Origin of the sequence: Actinoalloteichus hymeniacidonis (assembly GCF_014203365.1) — a bacterium.
GTDB classification, from domain to species: Bacteria; Actinomycetota; Actinomycetes; order Mycobacteriales; family Pseudonocardiaceae; genus Actinoalloteichus_A; species Actinoalloteichus_A hymeniacidonis.
Window position 1 is genome coordinate 1,499,595 of sequence record NZ_JACHIS010000001.1, and the last position, 24,172, is coordinate 1,523,766.

The 24,172-nt window shown below is 68.3% G+C and carries 23 protein-coding genes; 9 read left to right on the top strand and 14 right to left on the bottom strand.

Features of this window, described 5'->3' with window-relative positions; all coding sequences use genetic code 11:
- Window positions 1-229 precede the first annotated feature (229 nt).
- A complete protein-coding gene (locus BKA25_RS06845) occupies window positions 230-481 on the bottom strand; it encodes a hypothetical protein (protein ID WP_157421200.1) in 252 nt (83 codons plus the stop codon).
- 530 nt (window positions 482-1,011) lie between these two features.
- On the opposite strand from BKA25_RS06845, the gene BKA25_RS06850 reads away from it, so the two are divergent.
- From BKA25_RS06850 to BKA25_RS06860, 3 genes are read left to right on the top strand one after another with little or no spacing between them, the layout of a single operon-like run.
- A complete protein-coding gene (locus BKA25_RS06850; RefSeq protein WP_069851207.1) occupies window positions 1,012-1,434 on the top strand; it encodes a phage holin family protein in 423 nt (140 codons plus the stop codon).
- Window positions 1,431-1,859, top strand: coding sequence for a DUF3618 domain-containing protein (locus BKA25_RS06855; RefSeq protein ID WP_084643292.1), 429 nt, complete (start codon window positions 1,431-1,433; stop codon window positions 1,857-1,859). Before BKA25_RS06850 ends, BKA25_RS06855 begins: the two co-directional genes overlap by 4 nt.
- Window positions 1,856-2,146, top strand: coding sequence for a DUF4235 domain-containing protein (locus BKA25_RS06860; RefSeq protein WP_311734454.1), 291 nt, complete (start codon window positions 1,856-1,858; stop codon window positions 2,144-2,146). Before BKA25_RS06855 ends, BKA25_RS06860 begins: the two co-directional genes overlap by 4 nt.
- A 24-nt stretch (window positions 2,147-2,170) precedes the next feature.
- Here the strand turns inward: BKA25_RS06860 and BKA25_RS06865 are convergent, their stop codons facing one another.
- Entirely contained in the window at window positions 2,171-3,379 is a 1,209-nt protein-coding gene (locus BKA25_RS06865; protein ID WP_069851203.1) for an AI-2E family transporter, read from the bottom strand.
- 179 nt (window positions 3,380-3,558) lie between these two features.
- Complete coding sequence (locus BKA25_RS06870; RefSeq protein WP_069851201.1) at window positions 3,559-4,131, bottom strand: type 1 glutamine amidotransferase domain-containing protein; 573 nt, start codon at window positions 4,129-4,131, stop codon at window positions 3,559-3,561.
- Window positions 4,132-4,421: 290 nt separating this feature from the next.
- Between BKA25_RS06870 and BKA25_RS06875 the strand changes: the two genes are divergently transcribed.
- Window positions 4,422-5,372, top strand: coding sequence for a 1-phosphofructokinase family hexose kinase (locus tag BKA25_RS06875; RefSeq protein ID WP_311734455.1), 951 nt, complete (start codon window positions 4,422-4,424; stop codon window positions 5,370-5,372).
- Between the two features lie 4 nt (window positions 5,373-5,376).
- The gene (surE, locus tag BKA25_RS06880) at window positions 5,377-6,213 is read left to right on the top strand and encodes a 5'/3'-nucleotidase SurE (RefSeq protein ID WP_069851199.1); all 837 of its coding nucleotides are present in this window, start codon (window positions 5,377-5,379) and stop codon (window positions 6,211-6,213) included.
- A 25-nt stretch (window positions 6,214-6,238) separates the two neighbouring features.
- Here surE and BKA25_RS06885 read toward each other — a convergent pair whose 3' ends face one another.
- A complete protein-coding gene (locus BKA25_RS06885) occupies window positions 6,239-6,859 on the bottom strand; it encodes an SRPBCC family protein (RefSeq protein ID WP_069851197.1) in 621 nt (206 codons plus the stop codon).
- 168 nt (window positions 6,860-7,027) lie between these two features.
- Complete coding sequence (locus BKA25_RS06890) at window positions 7,028-7,438, bottom strand: ChaB family protein (protein ID WP_069853948.1); 411 nt, start codon at window positions 7,436-7,438, stop codon at window positions 7,028-7,030.
- 227 nt (window positions 7,439-7,665) lie between these two features.
- Here BKA25_RS06890 and BKA25_RS06895 point away from each other — a divergent pair, with 227 nt between their 5' ends.
- From BKA25_RS06895 to BKA25_RS06905, 3 genes are read left to right on the top strand one after another with little or no spacing between them, the layout of a single operon-like run.
- On the top strand, window positions 7,666-9,180 hold the full coding sequence (locus BKA25_RS06895; protein WP_084643780.1) for an aldehyde dehydrogenase family protein: 1,515 nt from the start codon (window positions 7,666-7,668) through the stop codon (window positions 9,178-9,180).
- Entirely contained in the window at window positions 9,173-9,835 is a 663-nt protein-coding gene (locus tag BKA25_RS06900) for a hypothetical protein (protein ID WP_157421199.1), read from the top strand. Before BKA25_RS06895 ends, BKA25_RS06900 begins: the two co-directional genes overlap by 8 nt.
- 5 nt (window positions 9,836-9,840) lie before the next feature.
- On the top strand, window positions 9,841-10,458 hold the full coding sequence (locus BKA25_RS06905; protein WP_069851191.1) for a DUF488 domain-containing protein: 618 nt from the start codon (window positions 9,841-9,843) through the stop codon (window positions 10,456-10,458).
- A gap of 44 nt (window positions 10,459-10,502) precedes the next feature.
- Here the strand turns inward: BKA25_RS06905 and BKA25_RS06910 are convergent, their stop codons facing one another.
- Complete coding sequence (locus tag BKA25_RS06910) at window positions 10,503-10,937, bottom strand: ATP-binding protein (protein WP_172803845.1); 435 nt, start codon at window positions 10,935-10,937, stop codon at window positions 10,503-10,505.
- Window positions 10,938-11,314: 377 nt separating this feature from the next.
- Window positions 11,315-11,635: an STAS domain-containing protein gene (locus tag BKA25_RS06915; RefSeq protein WP_069851189.1), complete on the bottom strand. Its 321-nt coding sequence runs from the start codon at window positions 11,633-11,635 to the stop codon at window positions 11,315-11,317.
- Window positions 11,636-12,016: 381 nt separating this feature from the next.
- Here BKA25_RS06915 and BKA25_RS06920 point away from each other — a divergent pair, with 381 nt between their 5' ends.
- Window positions 12,017-12,316 carry a WhiB family transcriptional regulator gene (locus BKA25_RS06920; RefSeq protein ID WP_069851187.1) on the top strand — a complete coding sequence of 100 codons (300 nt, stop codon included), beginning with the start codon at window positions 12,017-12,019 and terminating at the stop codon, window positions 12,314-12,316.
- Window positions 12,317-12,359: 43 nt separating this feature from the next.
- Here BKA25_RS06920 and BKA25_RS06925 read toward each other — a convergent pair whose 3' ends face one another.
- From BKA25_RS06925 to BKA25_RS06955, 7 genes are all read right to left on the bottom strand, one after another.
- Window positions 12,360-13,139, bottom strand: coding sequence for a SigB/SigF/SigG family RNA polymerase sigma factor (locus BKA25_RS06925; RefSeq protein ID WP_069851185.1), 780 nt, complete (start codon window positions 13,137-13,139; stop codon window positions 12,360-12,362).
- Complete coding sequence (locus BKA25_RS06930) at window positions 13,136-13,564, bottom strand: hypothetical protein (RefSeq protein WP_084643290.1); 429 nt, start codon at window positions 13,562-13,564, stop codon at window positions 13,136-13,138. The genes BKA25_RS06925 and BKA25_RS06930 overlap by 4 nt, the downstream gene beginning before the upstream one ends.
- A 167-nt stretch (window positions 13,565-13,731) precedes the next feature.
- Window positions 13,732-15,078 carry a glutamate-cysteine ligase family protein gene (locus BKA25_RS06935; protein WP_069851183.1) on the bottom strand — a complete coding sequence of 449 codons (1,347 nt, stop codon included), beginning with the start codon at window positions 15,076-15,078 and terminating at the stop codon, window positions 13,732-13,734.
- Between the two features lie 275 nt (window positions 15,079-15,353).
- The gene (locus tag BKA25_RS06940) at window positions 15,354-16,301 is read right to left on the bottom strand and encodes a glycoside hydrolase family 16 protein (RefSeq protein WP_069853945.1); all 948 of its coding nucleotides are present in this window, start codon (window positions 16,299-16,301) and stop codon (window positions 15,354-15,356) included.
- A gap of 623 nt (window positions 16,302-16,924) precedes the next feature.
- Entirely contained in the window at window positions 16,925-19,285 is a 2,361-nt protein-coding gene (locus tag BKA25_RS06945) for an AAA family ATPase (RefSeq protein WP_069851182.1), read from the bottom strand.
- A gap of 266 nt (window positions 19,286-19,551) precedes the next feature.
- A complete protein-coding gene (locus tag BKA25_RS06950; RefSeq protein ID WP_069851180.1) occupies window positions 19,552-21,822 on the bottom strand; it encodes a heavy metal translocating P-type ATPase in 2,271 nt (756 codons plus the stop codon).
- A 122-nt stretch (window positions 21,823-21,944) separates the two neighbouring features.
- Complete coding sequence (locus BKA25_RS06955; protein ID WP_311734456.1) at window positions 21,945-23,948, bottom strand: bifunctional copper resistance protein CopD/cytochrome c oxidase assembly protein; 2,004 nt, start codon at window positions 23,946-23,948, stop codon at window positions 21,945-21,947.
- Between the last annotated feature and the right edge of the window lie 224 nt (window positions 23,949-24,172).

Here is a 24,172-nt window from a genome sequence, read left to right on the forward strand (position 1 = left end):
CGCTGGATTTCGTCGTCATCGGTGGGGAAAGGGCTGTTTCCCTCCGAGATCGGCTCGCTGGTCGCCTCACGAACGCCGTTGCCCTCCTTGGCCCCGCGAGGCTGCGGGACTCCCTGTGAAGCATGTCCGAACATCGCTATCCCTTCCTGACACTCGCGACCTGCCTTGTCAGGGTCGTCAAGGTCAGTTGATCGCGATTGTTCGTCGTTGCCCGTCTCGTAGGAGATGGTCAACTACCTGGGGTGGCCAGTGCGCTCTCCACCTCGGCAAGGACCCTGGGCCCCAGAATGGTGGAAGCCCTCGAACCCCGATATCCCAATTCGTGCAACGCCTGGAGAATGTCGGCCGAGCACAGTCCGAGTCGTTCCGCGACGCAGTAGACACGTTCCCCACCGGGTTGATGGGCACACAGGTCTTCCGCGTGCTCTCGGTTCTCCGGCACGCTCTCGCGTGTCGGTTCTCCTGGCCGCCGATCGGTCATTGTGGTTCTCCTGACGCTGGTCTCGGCTCTTTCCAGACTGCAGCGACCGGGCGATCGCTTGCCACTGCCCGCCCGCTTCTCCACCGAACTGATGACGGTGTTCGTCGCTGGCGACACCCCGTGCGCGGGCGCGGGCCCCGGGCTGGCCCGGGTGGCCTAGCGATTCACTCCGTTGTCGTCCGCCGGACGTACCAGTCTCCTCGCGCTTCGCCGATGGCGCGCGTTGTGAATCGCGATCGGGCCGCCACCTGGGCCACTCGACCTGCGATTGCGCCCGACGACGCACGATCGAGGTCCCCGGCGGGGCGCTGCGCGCCGTGGTCGGGCCACCGGTCGTCGTGACACGGTGGTGGATCGGTCCCCTCGCGATCCGGGCGGCCCCCGTGCGGTCTCGCTGGTCGGCAGGGGCGTTGACCTGCATCTATCTTCAGATGGTCCGGTCGTCTACCCGGCCCCGGTTGTCCTCCATTGGTGATTGCGCCCGCCACGACCGGGGTAGCCGAATGGGGAGCCAACGAAAGGCGGCGATCATGAGTCAAGATGCGAAGCCGAATTACGGGACCCGCCACGACGAGCGGTCGACGGCGGAACTGATGGGTGATCTCTCCGGCCAGCTCAAGCGGCTGGTGCGCGACGAGATGCAGTCCGCCGTGATCGAGCTGCGCAGCAAGGGCAAGAAAATGGGCACCGGCGCAGGCCTGTTCGGCGGTGCGGGGCTGCTCGCGTTCTTCGGCGCGGGCGTGCTTATCGCCACGCTGGTGATGTTGCTGGCCTTGGTGATGACGCCCTGGATCGCAGGGCTGGTCGTCGGCGCGGCACTGCTGCTGGCGGCCGGACTGTTCGCGATGGTCGGGCGGGACAAGACGCGCCGAGCGACCCCACCGGTGCCCGAACAGACGATGTCCAGCGTCCGTGACGACATCGGCACGATCAAGGGAGGTGCACATCGATGAGCGATCCACGACGACGTACGGGCGGTACCCCGTTGGATTCGCGGGCGTACGCGGCGCCGGAGCAGACCCCGCGATCCGGCGGTGGTCGACAGGGGATCACCGATCCCGACGAACTTCGACTCGATATCGACCTCACCCGCGACGAGCTGGGTGGCACCGTCGATGCCTTGGCGCAGAAGCTGAACGTCTCCGGACGGGTGTCCGACGAGTTCCACGACCGGACCCAACAGATGCGGGCCTCCGCCGCGCACCTGGGCGAGCATGCCGACGCCTTGGCCGGTCGGGTGTCCGAACGCCTGCCGGATTCGGCCGCACAGCGTTTCGACAAGGCGATCGCGACAATCAAGGCGAACCCCGGTCCCTCGGCGGCGGCTGCGCTGGTCGGCCTGGCGCTGTTGCGTAAGGCGGGGAGGCGACGTCGGTGATCGGCAGGTTGCTCTACCGGCCGCTGGGCACGCTGTTGGGCATGCTCGGCGGCCTTGCCGCCAGCTCGATCTTCCATCGGATCTGGAAGCGATCGACCGGCCGGGACGATACTCCGGACGCGTCGATGGAGGAGTACGGCTGGCGCGAGGTGTTGGCGGGTGCGGCGCTGCACGGAGCGGTGTTCGGCACCGTGAAGGCAGCGGTCGACCGAGCAGGTGCCGCGGGCTACCGCCGGGCCACCGGTGTCTGGCCCAGCAAGCCGCGTTCGCAGCACGCCAAGAACTGATTGCCGAGGAACGCGCGGAAGCGATCAGTCCGCGGGTGACTCCGATTCGTCCTCCGGTGGGATACCGCGTTTTCGCGGTTCGACCGCCGAGGCCCCTGTTCCCGTGGACTCGGTCGAAGGCCGGTCGCTCGACAGAGCGGCCGGCTTCTCCTCGTCCGGCTGCTCTCGCCACGAACTCACCATCGCGCGCAACGAGGTCAGCAGCGGTACCGCGAGCAGACCGCCGACGATGCCTGCCTGCGACAGACCGATGGTCAGGGTCAACGCGATGGCCAGGGGATGCAGCCGCATCGTCCGCCCCATGATCCAGGGATGCAGCACGTTGCCCTCGATCTGTTGCACCAGCAGCACGATCCCCAGCACGAGAAGCGCCGAGACCAGACCCTGCGAGGCCAACGCGACGAGGACGGCCGCGCCACCGGAGACCAGCGCGCCGATCAACGGGATGAACGCCCCGAAGAACACCAGCGCGGTCAGCGGTAGCGCCAACGGCACGCCGAGGATGAGCAGTCCGAGCCCGATGCCCACCGCGTCGATGACGGCCACCAGGGCGGTGGCCCTGATGTAGTCGGTCAGGGATTGGAAGGCGCTCTTACCCGCCCGATCGGCAAGCTCCCGCTGCCCGCGCGGCACGGCCTTGAGGATGAACGACCAGATCAGCGGGCCGTCGCGAAGCAGGAAGACCAGGATGAACACCACCAACACCAGGCCCGTCACCACGCCGCCCACCGTGGTGACGGTCGTGAGTGCCCCCGAGAAGAGCCGTTGTTGGTTGTTCTGCAACGCATTGCCGAGCTGGCCGATGGCGTCGCTGATCTGGGTGCTCTCCAGCCCCAGCGGGCCGTCGGTCAGCCAGACGCGGATCGATTCGAGCCCCTGTACGAGGCTCGTCTGGAGATCGGGAAGACCACCGACGAAGGTGGCCACGATGAGCGCGAGTGCCGATCCCAGCACCAGGATGCTGCCGACGAGGACGATGGCGGTAGCCAGGCCGCGCGACACCCGGCGGCGTAGTAGGACGTCGACAGCGGGGTAGAGCAGCGCACTCACCAGCAGCGCGATCGCCAGCGGGATCACCACGATGCTGATCCGGGTGAAGATCACCCCGAGTACGTAGGCCGCCGCGATCAGAACAAGCAGCCGCCAGCCTGCCGCCGAGCACACCCGAAGCCACCAGGGGAGGGAACGCCGCACGTCTTCAGCGGTGTCCCTGCGTTGGTCAGCGATGATCATCACCCTGCCAGAGGTTTACGCGCGGGCCGCGAATGAAACGTGGTGTCGCGATGCTTCGACTAGCGTTCCACCGGCCCGCCGGAGCGGCACGCTGTCATCCCCATGGTGCCGGTGGTGCGGCGTGTTCGCTCAGGGGCGCGTGAACCTCGGCGGCAGGATGATGTCTATCGGTGCGCTGATCAGATTCCGACGTATTGCGAGTCGCGCTGTGCCTCGGCGAACTGCGAGACCAACATGGAGCAGAAGACGGGCAGGTCACCGGGTTTGCGGCTGGTGGTCAATCCCATGTCCACCACGACCTCTTCGTCCACCCAGTTCGCGCCGGCATTGCGCAGGTCGGTCTGCAGACTCGGCCACGAGGTCAGGGTCCGTCCTCGGACCACGCCTGCCTCGATCAACGTCCAGGGCGCGTGGCAGATCGCCGCGACCGGCTTGGCCTGGTCGAAGAAGGCCCGGGTGAAGGCGACCGCGGCCTCGTCGGTGCGTAGGAAATCGGGATTCGCCACTCCACCGGGCAATACCAGCGCGTCATACCGATCCGCGTGGACCTTTCCGACGACCTCGTCCACCGGGAATCGATCCGCCTTGTCCAGGTGGTTGAAGGCCTGTATCTCGCCCGGACCGGTCGAAACCAGTTCCGGGGTGCCGCCTGCCGCGCGGACGGCGGCCCAGGGCTCGGTGAACTCGACCTGCTCGACGCCTTCCGGTGCGACGAGGAAGGCCACCCGGTAGTTCGTGAGTAGCTCCGCCATTCGGTCCTCCGTTCCGATGCTCGTTCATCGCCACAGCGATGGGTGCCGTCTCTTGGCACTCTTCTCCAGGCGTACCCGACGCGGGCGAATCTCATTCGACGTCGGGATTTCGAGGTGGGCGGTGCCGCACCGAGGGGTTTGTTTGATCATCACGATGGGTACCCGCCGAACGGCCACTGCTATCGGTCCGTTCCGGGAGGCGACGTGTTGACGGAATCGACGACCACAGCGCCGCCCGTAGTCCCCTCGGCCGCTGTGCCTGCGGGACGGTACGCGGAGTCCGGCGCGCCGTGGTGACCGACAACGTGATGGTGTTCGCGCCCGCGCCCCAACTCACGGTCACCATCGAGGATCGGGGCAGCGAGGCGGACCTGCATCTGCACGCGGGCGGCCAGGGCGTCTGGCAGGCCAGGATGATCGCTTCGCTCGGCGTCCCCGTGGTGTTGTGCGCGGCACTGGGCGGCGAGACCGGCGCCGTTCTGCAGCATTTGATCCTGGAGGACGGGCTGGATCTGCACGCGGTGTCGGTCGGCACCCGCAGCGGTGGTTACGTGCACGACCGCCGAGGCGGTGTCCGCCGGTCGATCGTGGAGGCACCGGGCGAACCGCTGGCCCGACACGAACTGGACGACCTCTACGAGTTGACCCTCGTGCACGGCCTCTCGGCACGCTTGTCCATCCTCAGCGGCCCCGCTCGGCTCGGCACCATCCCGGCGGACACGTATCGCAGGCTGGCCGCCGACGTGACCGGCAACGGCGGACTGGTACTCGTCGACCTGGCGGGCGAGCAACTCGACGCCGCACTGGTCGGTGGGGTGTCGATCGTCAAGATCAGCCATGAGGAGCTGATCACGGACGGCCGCGCCACCGATGACGACGAGCGGTCCCTGATCAAGGCCGCCACCGAGCTGCGGGCGGCGGGCCCGGAGGCCGTGCTGATCTCCCGGGCGGCCAAGCCGTCGGTGGTACTGCTCGACGACGTCGTTTACGCGGTGCATCTTCCCGTGTTGCAGCCTGCGGAGAACCGGGGCGCAGGCGACTCGATGGCCGCCGGGGTGGCCGCCGCCCTGGTGCGGGGCGACTCGCTGCACGAGGCCGTTCGGTTGGGCGCGGCGGCTGGCGCGGTGAACGTCATCCGGCGCGGCCTGGGGACCGGCGGCGACGAGAGCATCGAGGCCTTGGCGGAGAAGGTGGAACTGCGGGAGATCGCCACGGTGACTCGCCCGGTCCTGGGCTCGTAGGGGGATGAGACAGGTGCGCGTGCTGATCACCAACGATGACGGGATCGAGTCTCCGGGGCTGCATGCGCTGGCCTCGGCTGCGGTGCGTCAAGGCTGGAACGTGTTGGTCGCGGCACCCGCACACGAATCCAGTGGTAGCTCCGCCGCGATCACCTCGGTCCAGCACGACGACCATGTGGTGGCCGACGAACGGGCCGTGCCGGGACTACTGGGCGCGCAGTGCTTCGCCGTGCAGGCGGCTCCCGCGTTCATCGCCCTCGCTGCCGCGCGGGGTGCATTCGGCGCGGCCCCCGAACTGGTGCTCTCCGGCATCAACCTCGGACAGAACGTGGGGCGATCGGTACTGCACTCGGGGACCTTGGGCGCGGCATTGACCGGCGGCCTGCATGGGGCCCGCGCGATGGCGGTGTCCTTGGACACGGCCAGTCCCAAGGTGTCCACCACCGCGTGGGAGGCGGCGGCCAGCGGCGCCTGGTTGGCGGTGTCGCGGCTGTTGGCCGCCGATGCCGGGACCGTGTTCAACGTCAATCTGCCGGTGGTCGAGGATCCGGTCGATGTGTTGCACAAGGCCTCGCTGGCCAGGTTCGGTGCGGTGCAGGGCCATGTCGACGCCCTGACCGACGGTCGGCTGCGGGTGACCACGACACGGCTGGACGTCGAGCCGGACGAGGGCACGGATGCGGCACTGTTGGCGACCGGGCTGGCCACCATCACCGAGGTCACCTCGGTGTGCGAGTCCAACCGAGCCCGGCTGCCCACCCGCCTGGATGTCGAGGCGGGTGGCGGCACGCCCGTCGGGACGGGCTCCGACGCGGTACGGCGTGGTGCGGGCCGGGGCTGATCGCAGCTGCGTCGATCAGGGAGCCTCAGTTGCCGGGGCGATACCGGGGGTCCGTGAACGGGGGAGTCGGACCCAAGGGGGTGCCGGGTGTTCCCGGCATGGCCTCGGCGGGACTCTCGATCCTCGGCAGCGCGTGCTCCGCAGGCCGCGCGGTGGGCACGTCGTTCTCGGTCGGCCAGACCGGTTCCGGTTCGCCACCGCTGTGCCGGTCGATCGAACCACCCGCCGCCTGCTCGGCGAGTCTGCGGGCGGACTCCGCCAGCGCGGCCTGGGCCCAGTGATCGACGATGCCGAGAAACCTGGTGACGTGCTCGGGCGTCGAACGCGGTCGCCACACCGCGCGGACCCGGAGCACACAGCGCTCCTCATCGATCGGTTCGAAGGTCACGATGCCCGCGTGCTCCGGCTCGCCCGCCACGGACTGCCATCGCAGCTCACGCGCGGGATGCCTGCTGTGCACCCGGATATCCCACGTCGCCTGATCCGCCGCACCGAACGAGACCTGCCAGCGGCTCCGATCGGCGTCGAGGGAGACTGCCTCGTCGACTTCCGGCAGGAGCTTCGCCAGTCGCTCCGGCGCTGCCCACCAGCGATATGCGGTCGCGGCGGGCACCGGGACGTTCACCGACCTGTCGATGATGGCCACTGCTGCTCCTCTCCCTCGATGGGTGAGACTCCTGCGAGGACCGGTCCTGGTTCGGGTGCGGCGGCCCTGGCACGAGTCACCTGCTTGCGCTCGGTGATACCCGAGATCATCTCGTGATAACACCATTGTCCGACCCCGTCCCGGATCACCCAACGCCGGTCGCATGGATCAGGAGCGGGCCCTGGCCGTCTGGCGTCGATTGGCGCGCTCGATGGCGGACACCAGCTCTGGCTTGGTCATGGTCGACCGGCCGGGGATATCGAGCTTGCGGGCGACCTGGTAGAGGTGCTCGCGGCTGGCCTTGGCATCGACGCCCTGCGCGCTGCCCCGGGATCCGCCTCGCTTACCGGGTCGGGGCGAGCGGGCCGCCCGTGCGTCCGATGGCCCCTTGCTCGGCTTGGGCTCCCAGTGGTCGCCGACCTTCTCGTAGGAGTGCTTCACCGCTGCGATGGCGGTCTGCTGGGCTCGTCTGCCCTCGCCGTAGGTCTTCAGGGCGGAATCATGGGCCTTCACCCAGGTGCGCCGAGCCTTGGGCTCCGAGCGGCGCAACGTGCTGGGCAGACTCTTCTCTCCTGGCATCGGTTTCACCTTCCTCGGGTTCATGGGCTACCTGGCAGGGTTTCCGAGCCGGGGATCACTCAAACGTGGCGGCGCGCCGAACTTGATCAAGGATTCGGGATGGCGCTCGCGAGCAGGTACGGGCCGGGTGGACGGCGCCACCACCGGGGTGGGCCGCCGCGCTCAGGTGTACCGCGCCTGCCATCGGGTATTCGGGGATCTCGATCGCAGGAGGCGTAATGCTCGGGATGCCCGGCTCAGTGATCACCACAACCCGACCGGTGCTGCTCGAACAGGCGGCGCGTGAGCATCTGAGAGTCCACAGCCCGATCGACGGTGCGCTGGTCGGGTTGATCCGGATCAGCGATGAGACGGAGATCATCGACGCCGTGCGCACGGCGCGAGCGACGCTGCCTGCATGGTCGGGCACTTCGGCGACGGACCGCGGGCGGCGGATCCGGGCGGCCGCCTCGGCAGTGCGCGGCGTGATCGACGAACTCGCCGCATTGCAGCACGCCGAGACCGGACGTCCGGTGACTTACGCCAGGGCCGGGGTGCTCGCCGGGGTGGAGATCCTGGAGCGCTATGCCGAGCTGGGGCCGGTCCATCGGGGACGCAGCGTGCTGGGGAAGCAGGCTGCGGTGGATCTGACGGTTCCGGAGCCGCTCGGTGTGGTGGCCGTGTTGACCTCGTGGAACGACCCGGTCGCGGTGTCCTGCGGGCTGCTCGGCGCGGCCCTGGCCACCGGCAACACCGTGGTCTTCAAACCGAGTGAGCGCACCGCGCACCTGGGCCTGCGACTGGCTGAGGTGGTGGCCTCGGCACTGCCGACCGGGGTGCTGGGCGTGTTGTCCGGCGATGGACGCACCGGCGCCCGGTTGACCGCCGAGCCCGGTATCGACCTGATCGCCCATGTCGGCTCGGCCGAGACCGGCCGCGACATCGCCGAGGTGGCTGCCAGGGCCGGAACCGCCGTGCTGCTGGAGAACGGCGGCAACGACGCGCTGATCGTCGACGAGGGAGTCGACATCGGCTGGGCCGCCGAGCAGACGGCCCGCGCCGCCTTCGCGGAGACCGGCCAACGCCGAGCCTCCGTGGAACGTGTCTACGTCCACCGTGCGGTGGCGGCGGTCTTCCAACACCGGCTGGCCGCCGAGGCCGACCGGCTGGCCGCCGGTTCGGGCCGATTCGCCGAGACCTGGCCCAGCGATGACGAGCTGGGCCCGCTCGTCGATCGGCACAGTCGCGAACGGGTGCACGACCAGGTCAGCGAGGCGGTCGCACAGGGCGCCTGGGCACTCGCGGGCGGCCGGATTCCCCGCGGCCCCGGCGCCTACTACCCGGCGACGGTGTTGGCGGACTGCACCCCGCAGATGCGGGTGATGCGCGAGGAGACCTGCGGGCCGGTCGCGGCGCTGCGGGTCGTCGAGGACTTCGACCAGGCGTTGACCGAGGCGGCCCAGGATCGACACGGTCGGGCGGCCACGGTGCTCACCGCCTCGATGAGCCGGGCACAGCGGGCCTGGCGGGAGCTTCCGGTGGGGACGGTGCGGGTCAACTCGGTCGCCGGAGCGGGGCCGGGAAGCGACGTCCGACCCCGGCGTGGTTTCGGTACCGGCCTGAGCTTCGCCTTCGGTCCGGAACTACTGGATGAGATGACGGCGATGAAGGTGGTGCATCTAGGGCTGGCAGTGCCAGGAGAGCGTCCGATCAAGCGGGTTGTGACGGCGATGTACGGCGGCGAGGAGGAGCACGATGCATGACTTTGGGAGCGAGACCGTTCGGTCCGGTGGCCCGCTCGTCGTCGAGCACGGCCCGCCCGGAGGTCCTGCGGTGCTGGTGCTCGATCCTGCGGGGGAGGCCAGTCACGGCGGTCTGCCGGGCACCTGGCGGTCCCTGGCCGAGCGGGTGCGGGTGATGTGGTGCAGGCTGCCCGCGACCGAGGCCGGGGTGGAGTCCAATGCCGAACTGCTCGACGAGCTGGCGGAGTTCGGCATGCCCGCCTACCTGGTCGCCAGCGGTACCGCCACCCAGGACGCCCTGCTCCTCGGTGCCGTCAAATGGCAGTTGGTGCGTGCCGTTCTGCTGATCGAACCGGACCAGGAGGCCGCCGACGTCGATTCCCCGGTACCGGAGGGCGCCACCGACCGCCTGGTCCGGGAGCTGTCGGCTCGAGGGGTGCCGACCAGGATCATCCGGCGTGACCCCGCCCTGGCCAAGGAGATGACCGGGGTGCCGTTGCCCCTTGGCCATCCCGAAGTCGTCGATCAGATCATCGCGACCATGGCAGAGCTGGAATCGGCCGCGGGTTCGCTGGGCGGCCCCGGCGACCGGCCCGCACTCACCCCGCAGGACTGGACGCGAATCCGCACCAGCCTCAACGAAGAGCTGCGCCGGGTCCGGCGTCGACGGCGTTGAGCCCGATGAACGAACAGTCGGCGGCCGAGGCATCGCCGGTACCCGAACTCGATCAGGTCGGTCTGATCACGGTCGGACACGGAACGCTCGACCGTGCGGAGTTGGCGAACCTGTTGAAGGGCGCCGACGTGCGCGCGCTGGTCGATGTCCGCACCGTGCCCGGCAGTCGACGCAACCCCGACACGGCTCGAGAGGTGCTCGCGCAGTGGCTGCCCGCCGAGGGGATCTCCTACCGCTGGGACGAACGACTCGGCGGATTTCGCAGGTTGCCGGAGCACTCGCCGGACATCTTCTGGCGCAACAAGAGCTTCCGGGCCTACGCCGGATACACCCGGACCCCGGCGTTCCTCGCCGGGATGGCCGAGCTGCTGGCCGAGATCGACGAGCACAGCGCGAACGGCAAGGCAACGGATGGACGGGTCGCGGTGCTCTGCGGCGAGACGGTGTGGTGGCGGTGCCACCGACGAATCATCGCCGACTACGCGACGCTCGTCGGCGGCATTCCCGCCTGGCACCTGATGCACGATGGTCGACTGGTCGATCACCCGACGACCGCCGGGGTACGCGTGCAGTCCGACGACCTGCTGGTCTACGACGTCGATCCGGCCAAGGCCACGAACTGAAAGACCCGCCGCGCCGGGACGCGGCGGGTGGGACGAGATCCGACTCAGCCGCCCGCCGCGCCCGCCTCGGCGCCGGGCGTGCTGCCTGCCTGTTTCGGCACACCGAACTCCGCCCAGACCCATTTTCCCGCGTCCTCGGTGGCGAACCCCCAGTTCTTGCTGATCGCGGCGACGATCAACAGACCCCGGCTGCGTTCACCCAGCGGGTCCGAGAAGGACAGTTCCGGTGATTCCAGGCTGTGGTCGTGTACCCGCAGCGTGATCCGAGCCGGGGTGTGCTCCAACTCCAGTCGAATCGGCGCCGAGCCGTGTTCGACGGCGTTGGTGACCAACTCGGAGGTCGCCAGCAGCACGTCGTCGACGAACTCGCCGGTCAGACCCCAGTCGCTCAGTGCGGCACCCACCGTGCGCCGCGCCTCGCCCGCCGCCTGGGCGCCGCCCGGCGACTCCATCCGCACCAGTGCACGCGTGTCCATCATCAGTCGCCCGCCTGCTCTCGTGTTCTCACTGCCTCCCCCAGACCGTCGCCGTGAGCGGACCGATTGCGAGCCGGGCGTCGGCCCGAACGCCTCAGGTGCTCCGGTGACGAATACCGCCATCATCCTCTACCCGTCGGACAACAGCGGAGTCCAGCATCCCTGACCAGCGGTGACCGGATGAGGCCGCCCGGCCCGCCTGCCGCGATCGTGTGCTGTCGAGCCGAAGCCCTCGGGTATCGAGCAAGAGCTGCCCGGTCCAGCGCTGTGTCAACCGCGTGGATGCCTTGCGGCGGACCGGGTTCGAACGTAGCCGCGTCGTGGTGACTCACAACGGCTGGTTTACCCATCGGCCGGTGGGATCAACCATCGCCGGATGATCACGCCGTCGCGGGACCGTTCAGCCCGAGCACCTCCGAGAGCCCGGTGATCTCGATGATCTTGCGGAGTTGGGACTGCGGATTCACCACGGTCAGTCGGACTCCGCGCTCGTCTGCGAGTCGCAGCGCGCCGACTAGCACCCGAAGTCCGGCCGAGTCCATGAACGAGACCCCGGCGACATCGGTGACGACCTCTTCGGTGCCTGCTGCCCCGATCGCCTTGCCGAGTTCGGCTTCCAGCTCCCCAGCAGTGCTGAGATCCACCTCGCCCGAGACGCTCAGGGTCGTCGAGGGATGTCCCTCGGAGGTGATGTGCAACATCACGGTCCTCTCCTCATACCTGGCTCGTCATACCCGACGACGAGATCGACGTGTTGCGAGCAAAGCCCGCCGCGAACATACCGGGATTGAAACGGTCGACCTGTTCGCAGCGTGTGTGATGCGCACCGGCGAGCAGGCCAGGTGCCGTGGTGCGCGCCTACCGCGACCTCGCCGATCGCTCGCCGCGCGATCGATCCCTTGCGGCGCCCAGGGATCGCGTCTAGCGACGTGTACTAGATCACTTTCCGAGACCGTTTCGCCTTCGAGGAGACGGGTACCTAGCCCAGCGTCGGCGGTGATCGAACCACGGAGACCTCTAAGCCCTCTCCGGGTTCGCACCGATTCTCGGCATACCGTGCTGGAACTACTTCGGGAGTCTTCATGGCTGAGACGAGGCGCCTGCCCACGCCGGTGACGGAGTACTGGGACTGGCAGCTCCACGGCGCCTGCCGGGGCGCCAACAGCAGACTGTTCTTCCACCCCGAAGCCGAGCGCGGGCATGCCAGAGAGAAGCGAGAGAACCGGGCCAAGGCGATCTGCGACTCGTGTCCGGTGCTGACCCAGTGCCGCGACTACGCCCTGACCAGCCAGGAGACCTATGGAGTCTGGGGTGGCATGGGCGAGGGCGAGCGTCGCGAGCTCCTCAAGAGCAGGCGGCGGGAACTGCGCATGGTGAGCTGAGACCCGACCGGTCCGGCGGACCGCAGGCAGCGATTCGTGGCCGTCAATGGGGATGCTCGCTCCCGATGCTGGTGCGCAGCTTCTCCAGGATCGCGGCGAGCAACCGGGAGACCTGCATCTGCGACACACCGACGCGGCGAGCGATGTCGGCCTGACTCATGCCACCGAAGAAGCGCAGCACGACGATCTTGCGATCGCGCTCGGTGAGTTCGTTCAACAACGGGTGCAACAGCCTGCGGTTGTCGACCTCGGTCATCTCGGGATCCTCCGCACCGAACTCGGTGTTCGGGGAATCCTCCAGCAGGCGGTCCAGCGAGGTGCCCTGCCTGCCTCCGCTGGCGACCAGCGCCTCGAAGACCTCTTCGCGGCTGATGTCCAGGTGATCGGCGATCTCACTGGGCTTCGGGGTTCGACCGAGTCGTTGGGTCAGCTCCGCCCTCGCTCCGATGACCGAGGAACTGAGTTCCTTGAGCCGTCGGGGAACGCGGACCGACCACGCGGAATCGCGGAAGTGCCTGCGCAACTCGCCCATGATGGTCGGCACCGCGAAGGAGAGGAAGTCGAAGCCCTTGGCGGGGTCGAAGCGGTCGACGGCGTTGATCAGCCCGACCGTGGCGACCTGCACCAGGTCCTCCAGCGGCTCGCCGCGTCGGTCGAACTTGCGGGCCAGGTTCGTGGCCAGCTGCAGATGCCTGGCCACCAGGGCGTCTCTGACCGGCTTGCGGCGCTCGTCCTCGGCGTCGTGTTCGGCGAGTTCGAGGAACAGCTCCTCGATGCTCGTCTCGCCTGCGTCGGGGGCGGACACGGCCCGATCCGTCGTCATCGGGTGGCCTGCCCGGCCGCCCGACGACGGACGAGTTCGATCCGGACCACCCGATCCTCGCCCTCGGACTCCACGCGGTCGGTCACGGAGTCGGCCAGCGCTGAGAGGACCTGCCAGCTCAGGGAACTACGGAAGTCGATGTCGTCCTGCCGGGAGCGGACCGTCGCGGTGATGGTGATCCCGTCCTCCGCAGGCAGGAAGGAACACATCAACCGCGCTCCGGGCGCGGCGATCGCCACCAGCAGGGAACCCGCCTCGTCCACGGCCATTCGCAGATCGTCGATCGCATCCAGATCCAGGTCTTCGCGCATCGCGATGTCGGCCGCGACGGTGCGCAGGATCGGCACCTGGGTGGCCACCGCACCGATCTCGATCTCGACCAGAGCGGCGGACACGGTTCCTGCCACGGTCTCGGGCTCTGCCACGGTTCATCTCCTCAGTCGCCTGGCGACGTCGCCGGTCGCCCATCCCTGCGATGGTCTCCTTGCGAGGAACCTAGTCGCAATGGGTTCGCCCTCGCCGTCGGCGCCCACTCCGCACATAGACGCTCGCCGTTCCCGGGGACCACCGCCCGACCAGGCGCCTGCTGTGATCAGATCCGATAGGCGGCGACATAGCGGGCCCGATCGGCGGCGAGGTCGCCCTCCCACCGGTCTAGGGTCTGCTCGGCGAAGGTTCGACCGCTGTCGACGACGGCTTGGATGGGATCGAGATAACCGAGCACCGCCGGGCGTTCCAGGCCGTCCCGCACCCTGGCCGCCAAACCCGTTCTGGCCAACCGAAGCAGCTCGGCGCCCAGTTCGCGGACGGAGTCACCGGCCAACGTCGTGGAGAGACCGTGCTTGGGTAGGTCCTCGGTCGCGTTGCGCAGCTCGGCCAATTTGTACGGCCTCAGCAGTTCCCCGGCGGCCTTCAGCGTGGGGCGGTGGTAGGTCAACCCGGTCCACAACGCCGGGATCGCGGCCGTATCGGGATAGGCGGGGCCGTCGGCCGCGCGCAGTTCGAGCGTCTCGCGCAGCCGGACATCCGTCCAGACCTGGGAGAGGTGTGCGCGCCAATCCGCCGTCGTCGGCAGTGCGCCGGTGGCGAATCCGGTGGCCAGCAGCTCCCGGAAGCTCTGCCCGGACCCCAACCGGTAGTCGTCCCCGGCAACGTGGTGGTACATCATCGGCAGGTCCGCCGCCCACTCGACGAAGTCGTCGATTCGCATCTCCGGATTGGTGGCGGGCGGCAGAACACCGCAACGGGCCGCGTCGGTCTTCTGCCAGCACTGACGGCGGCGGGACAGCACACCGGCGGGTCGGCCGCCTGCCAGCGGTGAGTTCACGAACATCGCCGCGACCACCGGGGAGGCCGCGGTCTGCATTCGGATCTTGTCGCGCAGATCGTCCTCATCGAGATAGTCGAGGGTGACCTGGGTGGACAGCGCCAGACTCATCACCGTCGGCCCCCATCGGCCGGGTTCGCCGAGCGAGTCGAAGAACTGCCGCATCAGATCCCCGCGCACCTTGGGTACCCGTCGGACGTCCTCGACCCGGTCGAAGGGGAGGTTCCCGCCCGGCATGATCGCCATGTCCAGTCCTCGGGCCACGTCGGCGACGCGCTCCAGGGTCTGGCGCATCGCCTCGACGACCGTGACCACGTCGGCGCCGGGGACCGAGGAGTACTCCAGGGCGCCGCCGTGTTCCAGGGTGATGGATAACCCGGAGTCCTGGGTGAAGCCGGTCAGATGTCCTCGATCGTGGATGGGGGCGCCGCCGAACTCGGCGAGGATCGCGTGCATCAGCGTCTCGACACCGTTGTCACCGAGGAAGGGGACGGCCAGTCCGGTCGCCGGATCGACGACGGCGGTCTCGATCTCCACGCCGATGAGCCGGGGAGCCTCGGCGGGCCTCCGGAACAGCGCCTGTAGGTCCGACTCGGTCAGCTGCTCGGACATCGCCAACGCTTAAGCACCTCTCCTCACGTTCGAGTCCGGCCAGCGGAGTCCGCCTACGCCCGGGGTGGATTTCGCCTGCGTCCAGTCGTCGTGTCACTTTCTTGGGCAAGTCGTCGTCCCTCCGCCGAGTGAAGAACGCGGAGGTTTTCCCACTGACAGTAGTCGCTTGACTCCGTGTCGCCTATGTGGAGAGCCCGCCGGCCACACTCGCCCAGTGCGTGAGACCGGCCAGCCCGGCCGGTGCCGCCGGTGGACGCACCGGCGGCACCGATCGATCAGGGAGCGGGAACCGTGTCCACGTGCTCCACGCCGGAGGCCCGGTAACCGGCGATCTCGTCGCCGACCTGGGCCGGCGTCAGGATCTCGTCCTTGGCATGGAACACCCAGTCCACCTGCTGTTCCCAGGTCCGCGACTCCGAGCTGTCGAGGAACCCGGTCTCGATGAACCACTGGTTGAAGTGGATCGCCATCGGGGTGCTCGGGTAGTTCGCGCCACCGTGCTCGGCGACCAGCTCGCCGTCGACGAAGTACCGCAGCGTGCTGCCATCGGCCTGGACGACCAGGTCATGCCAGCCATCGTGGCTGCCCGGCACCGCCGTCGACTCGTTGAGCGACTCGGGCGGGTCGACGCTGTAGGTCTCCCAGGTGGTCAGGAACATCGCGGAGTCCTGCTGACCCCAACCACCGTTGGACAGGTACTCGAAGTCGAGCTCGCCGTACTCGGGGTCGTACCCGAAGCGCAGCGGGGTGATCGTGAAGAACGCCTGCACGAGTTCGTCGCCGTCCGGCCCGCTCACCGGGGTGTCGGAGAACCGGACTCGGGCGGCGTAGGTGCCGTGGTGGAACTTCCGTTGTTGGAGGATCTCCGCCTGCGCGGTGCCCTCGACGGTGCCGTCGGTGGTCGACTCCAGCCGCAGCACCCGGCCGCCCTGTCCGTCGGTGAAGCTGACGTTCTCCGGCTCCCAGGTGTCGCCGCCAAGGCCGGGGCCGCCGCCGTAGGAGCGGACCGTCCACCCTCGGTCGGTCAGGTTGGAGTCGGTGCGCGAGGAGTAGTTGAAGTCGTCGAACAGCACCGGCGTCTGCGCTGCGGTTCCGACGCCGCCGTTGCCGTCCGGGGTGGCGGCCGGACCCGCGTGCGCCACGCCTAAGGGAACGAGTCCGGCGACGGCGACGGCGACGATGCAGCGCTGTGCTCCTCGGCGCCAGGTCACGGGTTTGATCATGATCAGGTCCTCTCCTGGCCTGGCCGCCATCGGGCCTTCTCGCCCTGCGGGGGAGGCCGATCGATAGACGCCGAGAACGGCAGGCGATTCGCTTGTCGTCGAATACTCGAATCGTCGGATGAGTCCACATTCGACGGTTGCGGAAACGATGACCGCGAGGCGACCCTAGAGCATCTGATCTTCACCGAGCAATGGACATCATCACACCACCGGATGCTCGATTCGACGCAATAGATGCGGTACCCGATGCGTCGAACCCGGCCTGCGCTGCGCGAATGATTCCGTGACCATGTCGACCGACACTCTTCGATAGTGCAGGCCAATCCGAGCGGACGAGCCGAGTAGTCGGGAACCGGTTGCGATAGTGCGCCGAATCGGCTGTGATCCGCCGTTCGGCCCAACTTCGGCGGCGATCGGGGAAATCGTCCCTAATGGGTGTGGCCCGCGAATTCGAGGGCGCCGACACGTGATCGACGACGGCATCGACCCGTAACGAGATCAGGCTGTGATCGACCGACTACGGGTGCGACGGGGAATCAATGGAATAGAGCCGGACCGGCAGGAAGTACGAGCACCATTGGCCGATCAGCCATCGCTCGTACCGCCTGCCGGTCGAGGAGCGCTCATTCCGTGCCGTTGGCGGACACGTCGGTACGGACCCGCAGACCCGACAGCTCGTCGGGCAGCTCGTCGGTGTGCACGACCCCGAGCCTGCGGGTCGTCCTGGTCAGAGCCACGTAGAGATCGTTGAGACCCCTCGGCGATTCGGCGACGATCTGCTGCGGCTCCACGACCAACACCGAGTCGAACTCGAGCCCCTTGGCCTGGCCCACGGTGAGCACCGTGGTCTGCGAGTCCAGATCGCCCGTCGGTCCCGGTGCCGAGACGGTCCCGGCGATCTCCTCGGTCGCCTCCTCGGCCTCCGAGGCCAGCGCCTGACCGACCTGTCCGAGCAGGGCACCGGGGACCAGGACCGCGATGCGACCGTCGTCCACCTCGGCGATCTCCTCGGCGACGAGTTTGGCCAGGGTCTCGGTGGTGGCGGCCGGGTCGATCCGTAGCGACCACGGCGGCACGCCGGTCTCGCGAACCGATTGGGGAGCGCGCAGATCGGGGTCGATCGCGGTCGCCACCTGCGCGGCGATCGACATGATCTCGGCGGGCGTCCGGTAGTTCACCGTCAGCTCCTCCAACCGCCAGCGCTCGGCGACGTAGGGCCGCAGGATCTGCGACCAGGAGTCGGCACCGCCCTCGGCGCCGGTCTGCGCGACATCGCCCACCAGGGTCATCGACTTGCTGGGGCAGCGCCGCATCAGGATCCGCCACGCCATAGCCGACAGTTCCTGCGCCTCGTCCACCACGACGTGGCCGTAGGTCCAGGTCCGGTCGCCCGCGGCCCGCTCGGCCGTGGTCTCGTAGCGCCGCTCCTCCTGCCGCGAGGCCAACTGATCGGCGTCGACGATGTCCACCGCGCGCAGCAGCTCTGGATCCAGGTCCTCCTCCAGATCCAGGATGTCCAGCACGCCCTGCGCGTAGATGATCTCGGCGCGGCGCGCCTGCTCCTCGCGTTTGCGGGCGGCCCTGGTGTCCTCGCCGAGCAGCTCGTCGGCCTCGTCGAGCAGCGGGATGTCGGCCGCCGACCAACCGTCGCCCTCGGTGCGCAGCATCGCCGCGCATTCCTCCTGGGTGTAGAGCCTGCGTGCCGCGGTGGCCAGCCGCTTCGGCGAGCTGAACAGTTCCCGCAGCAGCCGTTGCGGGGACAGCGTCGGCCACAGCTCGTCGAGCGTGCTGCGTACCGCGTCATCGGAGGACAGCTCCTCCTTGATGTCGTCGAGATCGGCCCGGTCCAGCAGGTGCCTGCCGAGTCGATCGGCGACCTGCAGGGTCATCGAGGACAGCATCTCGCGGAGGAAGATCTCCTTGGCCTCGTTGTGCGGCTTGCGGGACCGTCGAGCGCGGCCTCGGGCATCGGTGACCATCGAACGATCGATCGTCACGGTCTCCCGGTCGACCTGCAGCTCGATCGGTTGGCGCGGCACCAATTGGCGATCCTTCACCGCCGCCGACATGAGCTTGATCATCTTTGCGTCGCCCTTGAGCGCCGCCACCGACGGCGATTCCTGGCGGGTCGCGGTGACACCCGGGTACAGCTCGGCGATGGTCGACAACACCACCCCCGTCTCGCCCAGTGAGGGCAGCACCTGGCTGATGTAGTGCAGGAAGGTCGGGTTCGGGCCGATGATCAGGGTGCCGCGCTTGGCGAGCTGATCCCGATGGGTGTAGAGCAGGTACGCGGTGCGGTGCAGCGCGACGGCGGTCTTACCGGTGCCGGGTCCGCCCTGCACCACCAGCACGCCGCTGCGTGGCGAACGGATGATGCGGTCCTGCTCCTGCTGGATGGTGGCGACGATGTCGGTCATCCGGCCGGTCCGGCTGCGACTCATCGCCGCCAGCAACGCGGCTTCGCCGGTGAGTGAATCCGAGCCGGCCTCCGAGGCGGTCGACAGATCGAGCACCTCGTCGTCGATCGCCATGACCGTGCGGCCCCGGGTGCGGACGTGGCGTCGCATCCGCACGTCCTCGGGGGAGGCGGCCGTGGCGGTGTAGAAGGGGCGCGCGGCGGGAGCCCGCCAGTCCATCAGCAGCGCCTCGTACTCGTTCTCGTCGTCGAAGAGTCCGAGCCTGCCGATATGGCGCTGTTCGCCGCCTTCCAGGTCCAGCCTGCCGAAGTAGAGCCCTTCCTCGACGTCGCGGAGCCGGGTCAACTCCTCGGCGTACATCGCGGCGGCGATATCGCGTTCCAGCCATGCCTGTGGAGTCCCCGCGTGTTCCTGGCCGAGTACGGCGGCGTGGCGGGCGCTGGTCTCCTTGCGCAGCACATCGAGCCTGGCGTAGAGCATCGAGACGTAGTCCTGTTCAAGGCGGATGTCTTCGCAGTGCGAGTCATCGTGCGGCCGATGCGAAGATTTTGACAACGGGCCCATCCCTTTGCTAGAGTCGAATTACTCTTCGAGTTCATGTGCGCCTCTGCGCCTTGACAAGGAAAAGATTTTAGCAGTCCAACGCATTTTTCGGTGCATGGATCATCGGAGCCGACCGTAATGCGTACCGCAGAGCTGGGCTGATGAGTGTCGATCTCGCCCTGTGCTCGTCTTCTTGTTCTCGACCCGCAAGCGATACCCGTCGGAAAGCGAGCCGACCGAGGTGGAGCGGGCACCTGATCCGGTCCACCCCGGTCGCTCGGCGGTGTCTACGCCTGCTCGGTGTTCCCCTCCCCACCGGCGAAGCGCCGCAGTCGCAGACTGTGGGCTACGACCAGCAGCGAGGACAGCGACATGGCCGCACCCGCGATCAATGGATTGAGCAGGCCGAACGCCGCCAACGGGATGGCAGCGAGGTTGTAGGCGAAAGCCCAGCCGAGGTTGCCGTGGATCGTGCGCAACGTCTGATGTGCGAGCAGGACCGCGTCGGGGACCACCCTGAGGTCGTCGCGCACCAGGATGATGTCGGCGCTACGCAGCGCGATATCGGTGCCGCGTGCCATTGCGAGTCCGAGATCGGCCGTGGCCAGCGCCGGTGCGTCGTTGACGCCGTCGCCCACCATGGCGACCCGGCGGCCCGCAGCCTGCAACTCGGCGATGGCGGCCGCCTTCTCCGCGGGCAGGACTCCGGCCGATACCTCGGTGATCCCGATCCGTGCGGCGACCGCGTTCGCCGTGACCTCGTTGTCCCCGCTCAACAACATGGTGCGCAGCCCGATCCGGTGCAGCTGATCGACGGCCTCGCGCGCTCCGCTCTTGATCACATCCGTGATCACCAACAACCCTGCCACGGCGTTGCCGACGGCCACGACGACGACGGTCGCGCCGGTGTGCTGTGCCTCGACGATCCGCTCGGACGTCGTGGTGTCGATCATGATCCCGTTGTCGGAAAGCAGGGTGGCTCGACCGACCACGACTTCGCGGCCATCGACCTCGCCGCGTGCACCGAGCCCGGGAAGCGCGGTGAAGTGCTCCACCTCGGGCAGCGTGGTGAACTCGGCATCGGCCCGCGCCACCACGGCCGCCGCGATCGGATGTTCCGAAGCGCTCTCCACCGCGGCTGCGAATCGAAGCAGCTGTCCGGAGTCGAAACCGGCGACGGGGATGATCTCGGTGACCGTCATTCGTCCGGTGGTGACCGTCCCGGTCTTGTCCAGCACGACCGTGTCGATCCCTCGGCTGGTCTCCAACGCCTCCGGGCCCTTGATGAGGATGCCGAGTTGAGCGCCTCGACCGACGCCGACCATCAACGCGGTCGGTGTCGCGAGTCCGAGTGCGCAGGGGCAGGCGATGATCAGCACGGCGATCGCGGCTCGGAAGGCCTCGGTCGTGGCATGGCCGGTGACCAGCCAGCTCACGAAGGTGATGGCGGTGATCACCAGCACGACCGGGACGAAGATCGCACAGATCCGGTCGGCCAGCCGTTGGATCCGGGCTTTGCCCGCTTGCGCCCGTTCCGCCAGGGCACTCATCTGCGCCAGTTGCGACCGGGCGCCGACTGCGGTGGCGACAACGACGAGCCTCCCGCTGAGATTGATGGTCCCGCCGACCACCGTCATCTCCGGGCCGACCTCGGCGGGCATCGATTCGCCGGTGATCGCGCTGGTGTCCACCGTGGACAGCCCACGGTCCACCCGGCCGTCTGCCGCGATCTTCTCGCCGGGGCGGACGACGAACAGTTCGCCGGGGGCGAGGCGGCCGATGGGGATGACTGTTTCCACGCCCGCCCGCAGAACTCGGACGTCTTTGGCCGCCAGCCCGTCCAACGCGGTCAGCAGGTCCACCGCGCTATGCCGGGACCGCATCTCGAAGTACCGACCGGCCAGTAGGAAGGTCGTCACACCGGCTGCGACCTCCAGGTACACCGCGTCGGCACCGCCTGCGGTGGCGCCGAAGCCGAGCCAGTAGCCGGGTTCGGCGGACCCACCCAGTAGGAGGGAGAACACCGACCAGCCGTAGGACGCGAGCACCCCGAGAGACACCAGGGTGTCCATCGTCGAGGAGCCGTGTCGCAGTGCCCGGAGTGCGGCGCGGTGGAATGGCGCTGCGGACCAGAAGACGACGGGCGTGGCGAGCACCAGGCACAACAGCTCCCAATAGGGAAACCGCAGCGCGGGAACCAGGGCGAGGGTGATCGAGATGTTGCCCAGCGGCACGGCGAGCAACGCCGCCACCGCGAGCCGCAGGCGGAGCTCTCTGACCTGCGCGAACCGGGACTCTCGTTGTTCGGCATCGCCCGGGGCCCGGCGCACCGTTGCCTGGTAGCCGGCCCGCTGGACCGCATCGAGCAGCTGATCCTGCGTCACCGATGGCTCATGGTGAACGACCGCCCGTTCGGTCGCGAAGTTCACCGAGGCGCGGGCGCCGTCGACCTTGTTCAGCGCACGTTCCACCCGTGCGGCGCATGCTGCACAGGTCATCCCGGTGAGGACCAGCTCGACGCGCTCCTCGGTGGTGTCCGGGGATGTGGTGGGGGACATGGTTCTCCGTCATTCTCGGTGGTAGGGCGCGAACCGATGGGTTTCGCAGTGCCGACTGTCTTGCGCTCGGGGTCCGGGCGGCGCGGGCGAGCGCCCGGCGGGATACGGCGTCGTGCTTCTGATCAATCTCGTCGTTCGGACAGCGCAGCCAACATCGCGTTGTACGAGTCGAGGTCGGGGCTCGCACCGGGTGTTGCGTTCGTCCGGCGATCGTGACGACGGGCGTCTCTGTCGTCCTGCCGGGACCACTGGACGAGCAGTGCGATCAGTACGAACACCATCGGAATCTCACCGGCCACCCAGGCGATCCCGCCGCCCATCTGTTGGTCGGCGAGGAGATCGGGTACCCACCACAGATCGAGCGAGCCGTAATACATCTCCCCGATCAGCGTCGGCCGGGTCATCAACAGCACCCCGAAGAACGCGTGGAAGGGCATGGCGGCGAACAGCATCCCCAGCCTCGCCAGATGTGGCAGCGGCCGAGGCGTTCGGTCGACGCCGATGATCAACCAGTAGAAGAGGTAACCGGACACCAGGAAGTGGATGGTCATCAACTGATGAGCCCAATGTTCCGGCATCGCCTGATCGAAGAGACCGGTGAAATAAAGCCCGTACAGCGAGCCGATGAAGATCACGGAGGCGGTGACGGGGTGCAGGAACAGTCGCGCGGCTCCGGAATGGGACAGCGACACCAGCCATTCCCGTGGCCCCGGCGGCAGCCCGTTCCCCGCAGTGGGCAGCGCGCGTAACGCCAGCGTGATCGGTCCGCCGAGCACCAACAGCAGCGGGGCCAGCATGTTCAACGTCATGTGGGTCGCCATGTGGATGCTGAAGGCACCGGAGGCGAAACGGCCCAGCCCGGATGACGTCGTGACCAGGACGATCAGGCAACCCGCCAACCAAGCCGAGGTGCGTTGGATCGGCCAGCGATCGCCGCGTTGCCGCAACCTGCGCACGCCGAGGAGATAGAGCACCAGACCCGCCAATGCACCGACCCCGACCACGAGATTCAGTCGCCAACCCAGCACCATGCCCGCGAGGTCGGGGGCCGAGGGCAGCTCGTAGCCGATCATCGTCTCCAGGATCGACGCGGGATCGGACAGGAACGATGGCAGCACGAGCCGACCCAACGCCGCCGACACACCGGCTGCCAGCCCGAACACGATGACCTCGACCACCAGCAGGCGCGTCACCGGTCGACGTCCTTCGACGCCGGATCGTGGCAGCGAGTTTCGGCGCAGAGCCACGACGATCGCCACCAACGCGAGCAGAATCAGAACCTTGACGAGGAGCAGCAGTCCATACCCGGTCCCGATGAGACCTGCGGGGCGGGCCGCGACCAATCCGCCGATCACCCCGGAGACGCCCAGCACGGCGAGGCAGCCGAGCGAGAGACGGTGATAACGCCGGAGGGCCTGCTCGTGGTCGGTGCCGCCGCGTCGCAGGTGAAGCAACAACGCGACCAGCGTGCCCAACCAGGACGCCGCCGCCACCGCATGCCACAGCATCGCGTTGGTCGCCACATCGTGCCAAGCGCCGACAGCGGCGTGACCGACGACCACGGGCGCCAGCACCCCGAACACCGCGATCACCAGCAGCAACACGATCGGACGCCAGGACAGCGTCCACCGTGCCCCCACCGCGACGGCGACGGCGCAGCCCAGCACGAACAGCCAGGCCTTCGGCTCTTCGAGTGCGTCGACGAGTCCCCACACCGCGCCGGGGTCGCCGAGCACCGACGCCACCGGCGAACCGGCGGTATCGCCCGCGCTGAAGGGGATCAGTAACACCGCCGTTCCCGCCCAACAGACCGCGGCACGCCCCGCCGTCCGCAGCGCCGCATAGCCATCGGCGGTGACGGTGCCCGTCGGTGCGGACGGGGTGCAGAAGGCGGCGAACAACAACGAGCCCAGGCAGACCGCGCTGGCGATCCGGGCGAACAGTCGAAGCAGCGTTGCCCCCAGGGAGGTGACCGGGCCGGGGTCCGTGTCGCCGAGCGGCGCGTGGACATCACCGGCGAGAGCCACGGTCAGGGCGACGACCACCACGGCGATCGTCACCGAGATCGTCAATCCACCGCGAACCATGCGTTCGATACCGAAATCGGGCTTGCCACGTCTGCGCACTTCCCAGGGGTCGGCTGAACCGACATGTTGGTTCCCGGCCTGCCTGCGGGCCGGCCTCGACGTCTCGTCCTCCCGGTCGGCCGTGCCGGCTCGCCCGCAGGTCAGACGTGCGGGACGGCGGATTTCCGGCTCGGGTATCGCGGCGGGGAGATCCCCGTCACGCCTCGAGTTCTCGGTGTGCCGCAACGCCTTCCGCGCTTTGTCCTAACGGGGCTTCCATAGGA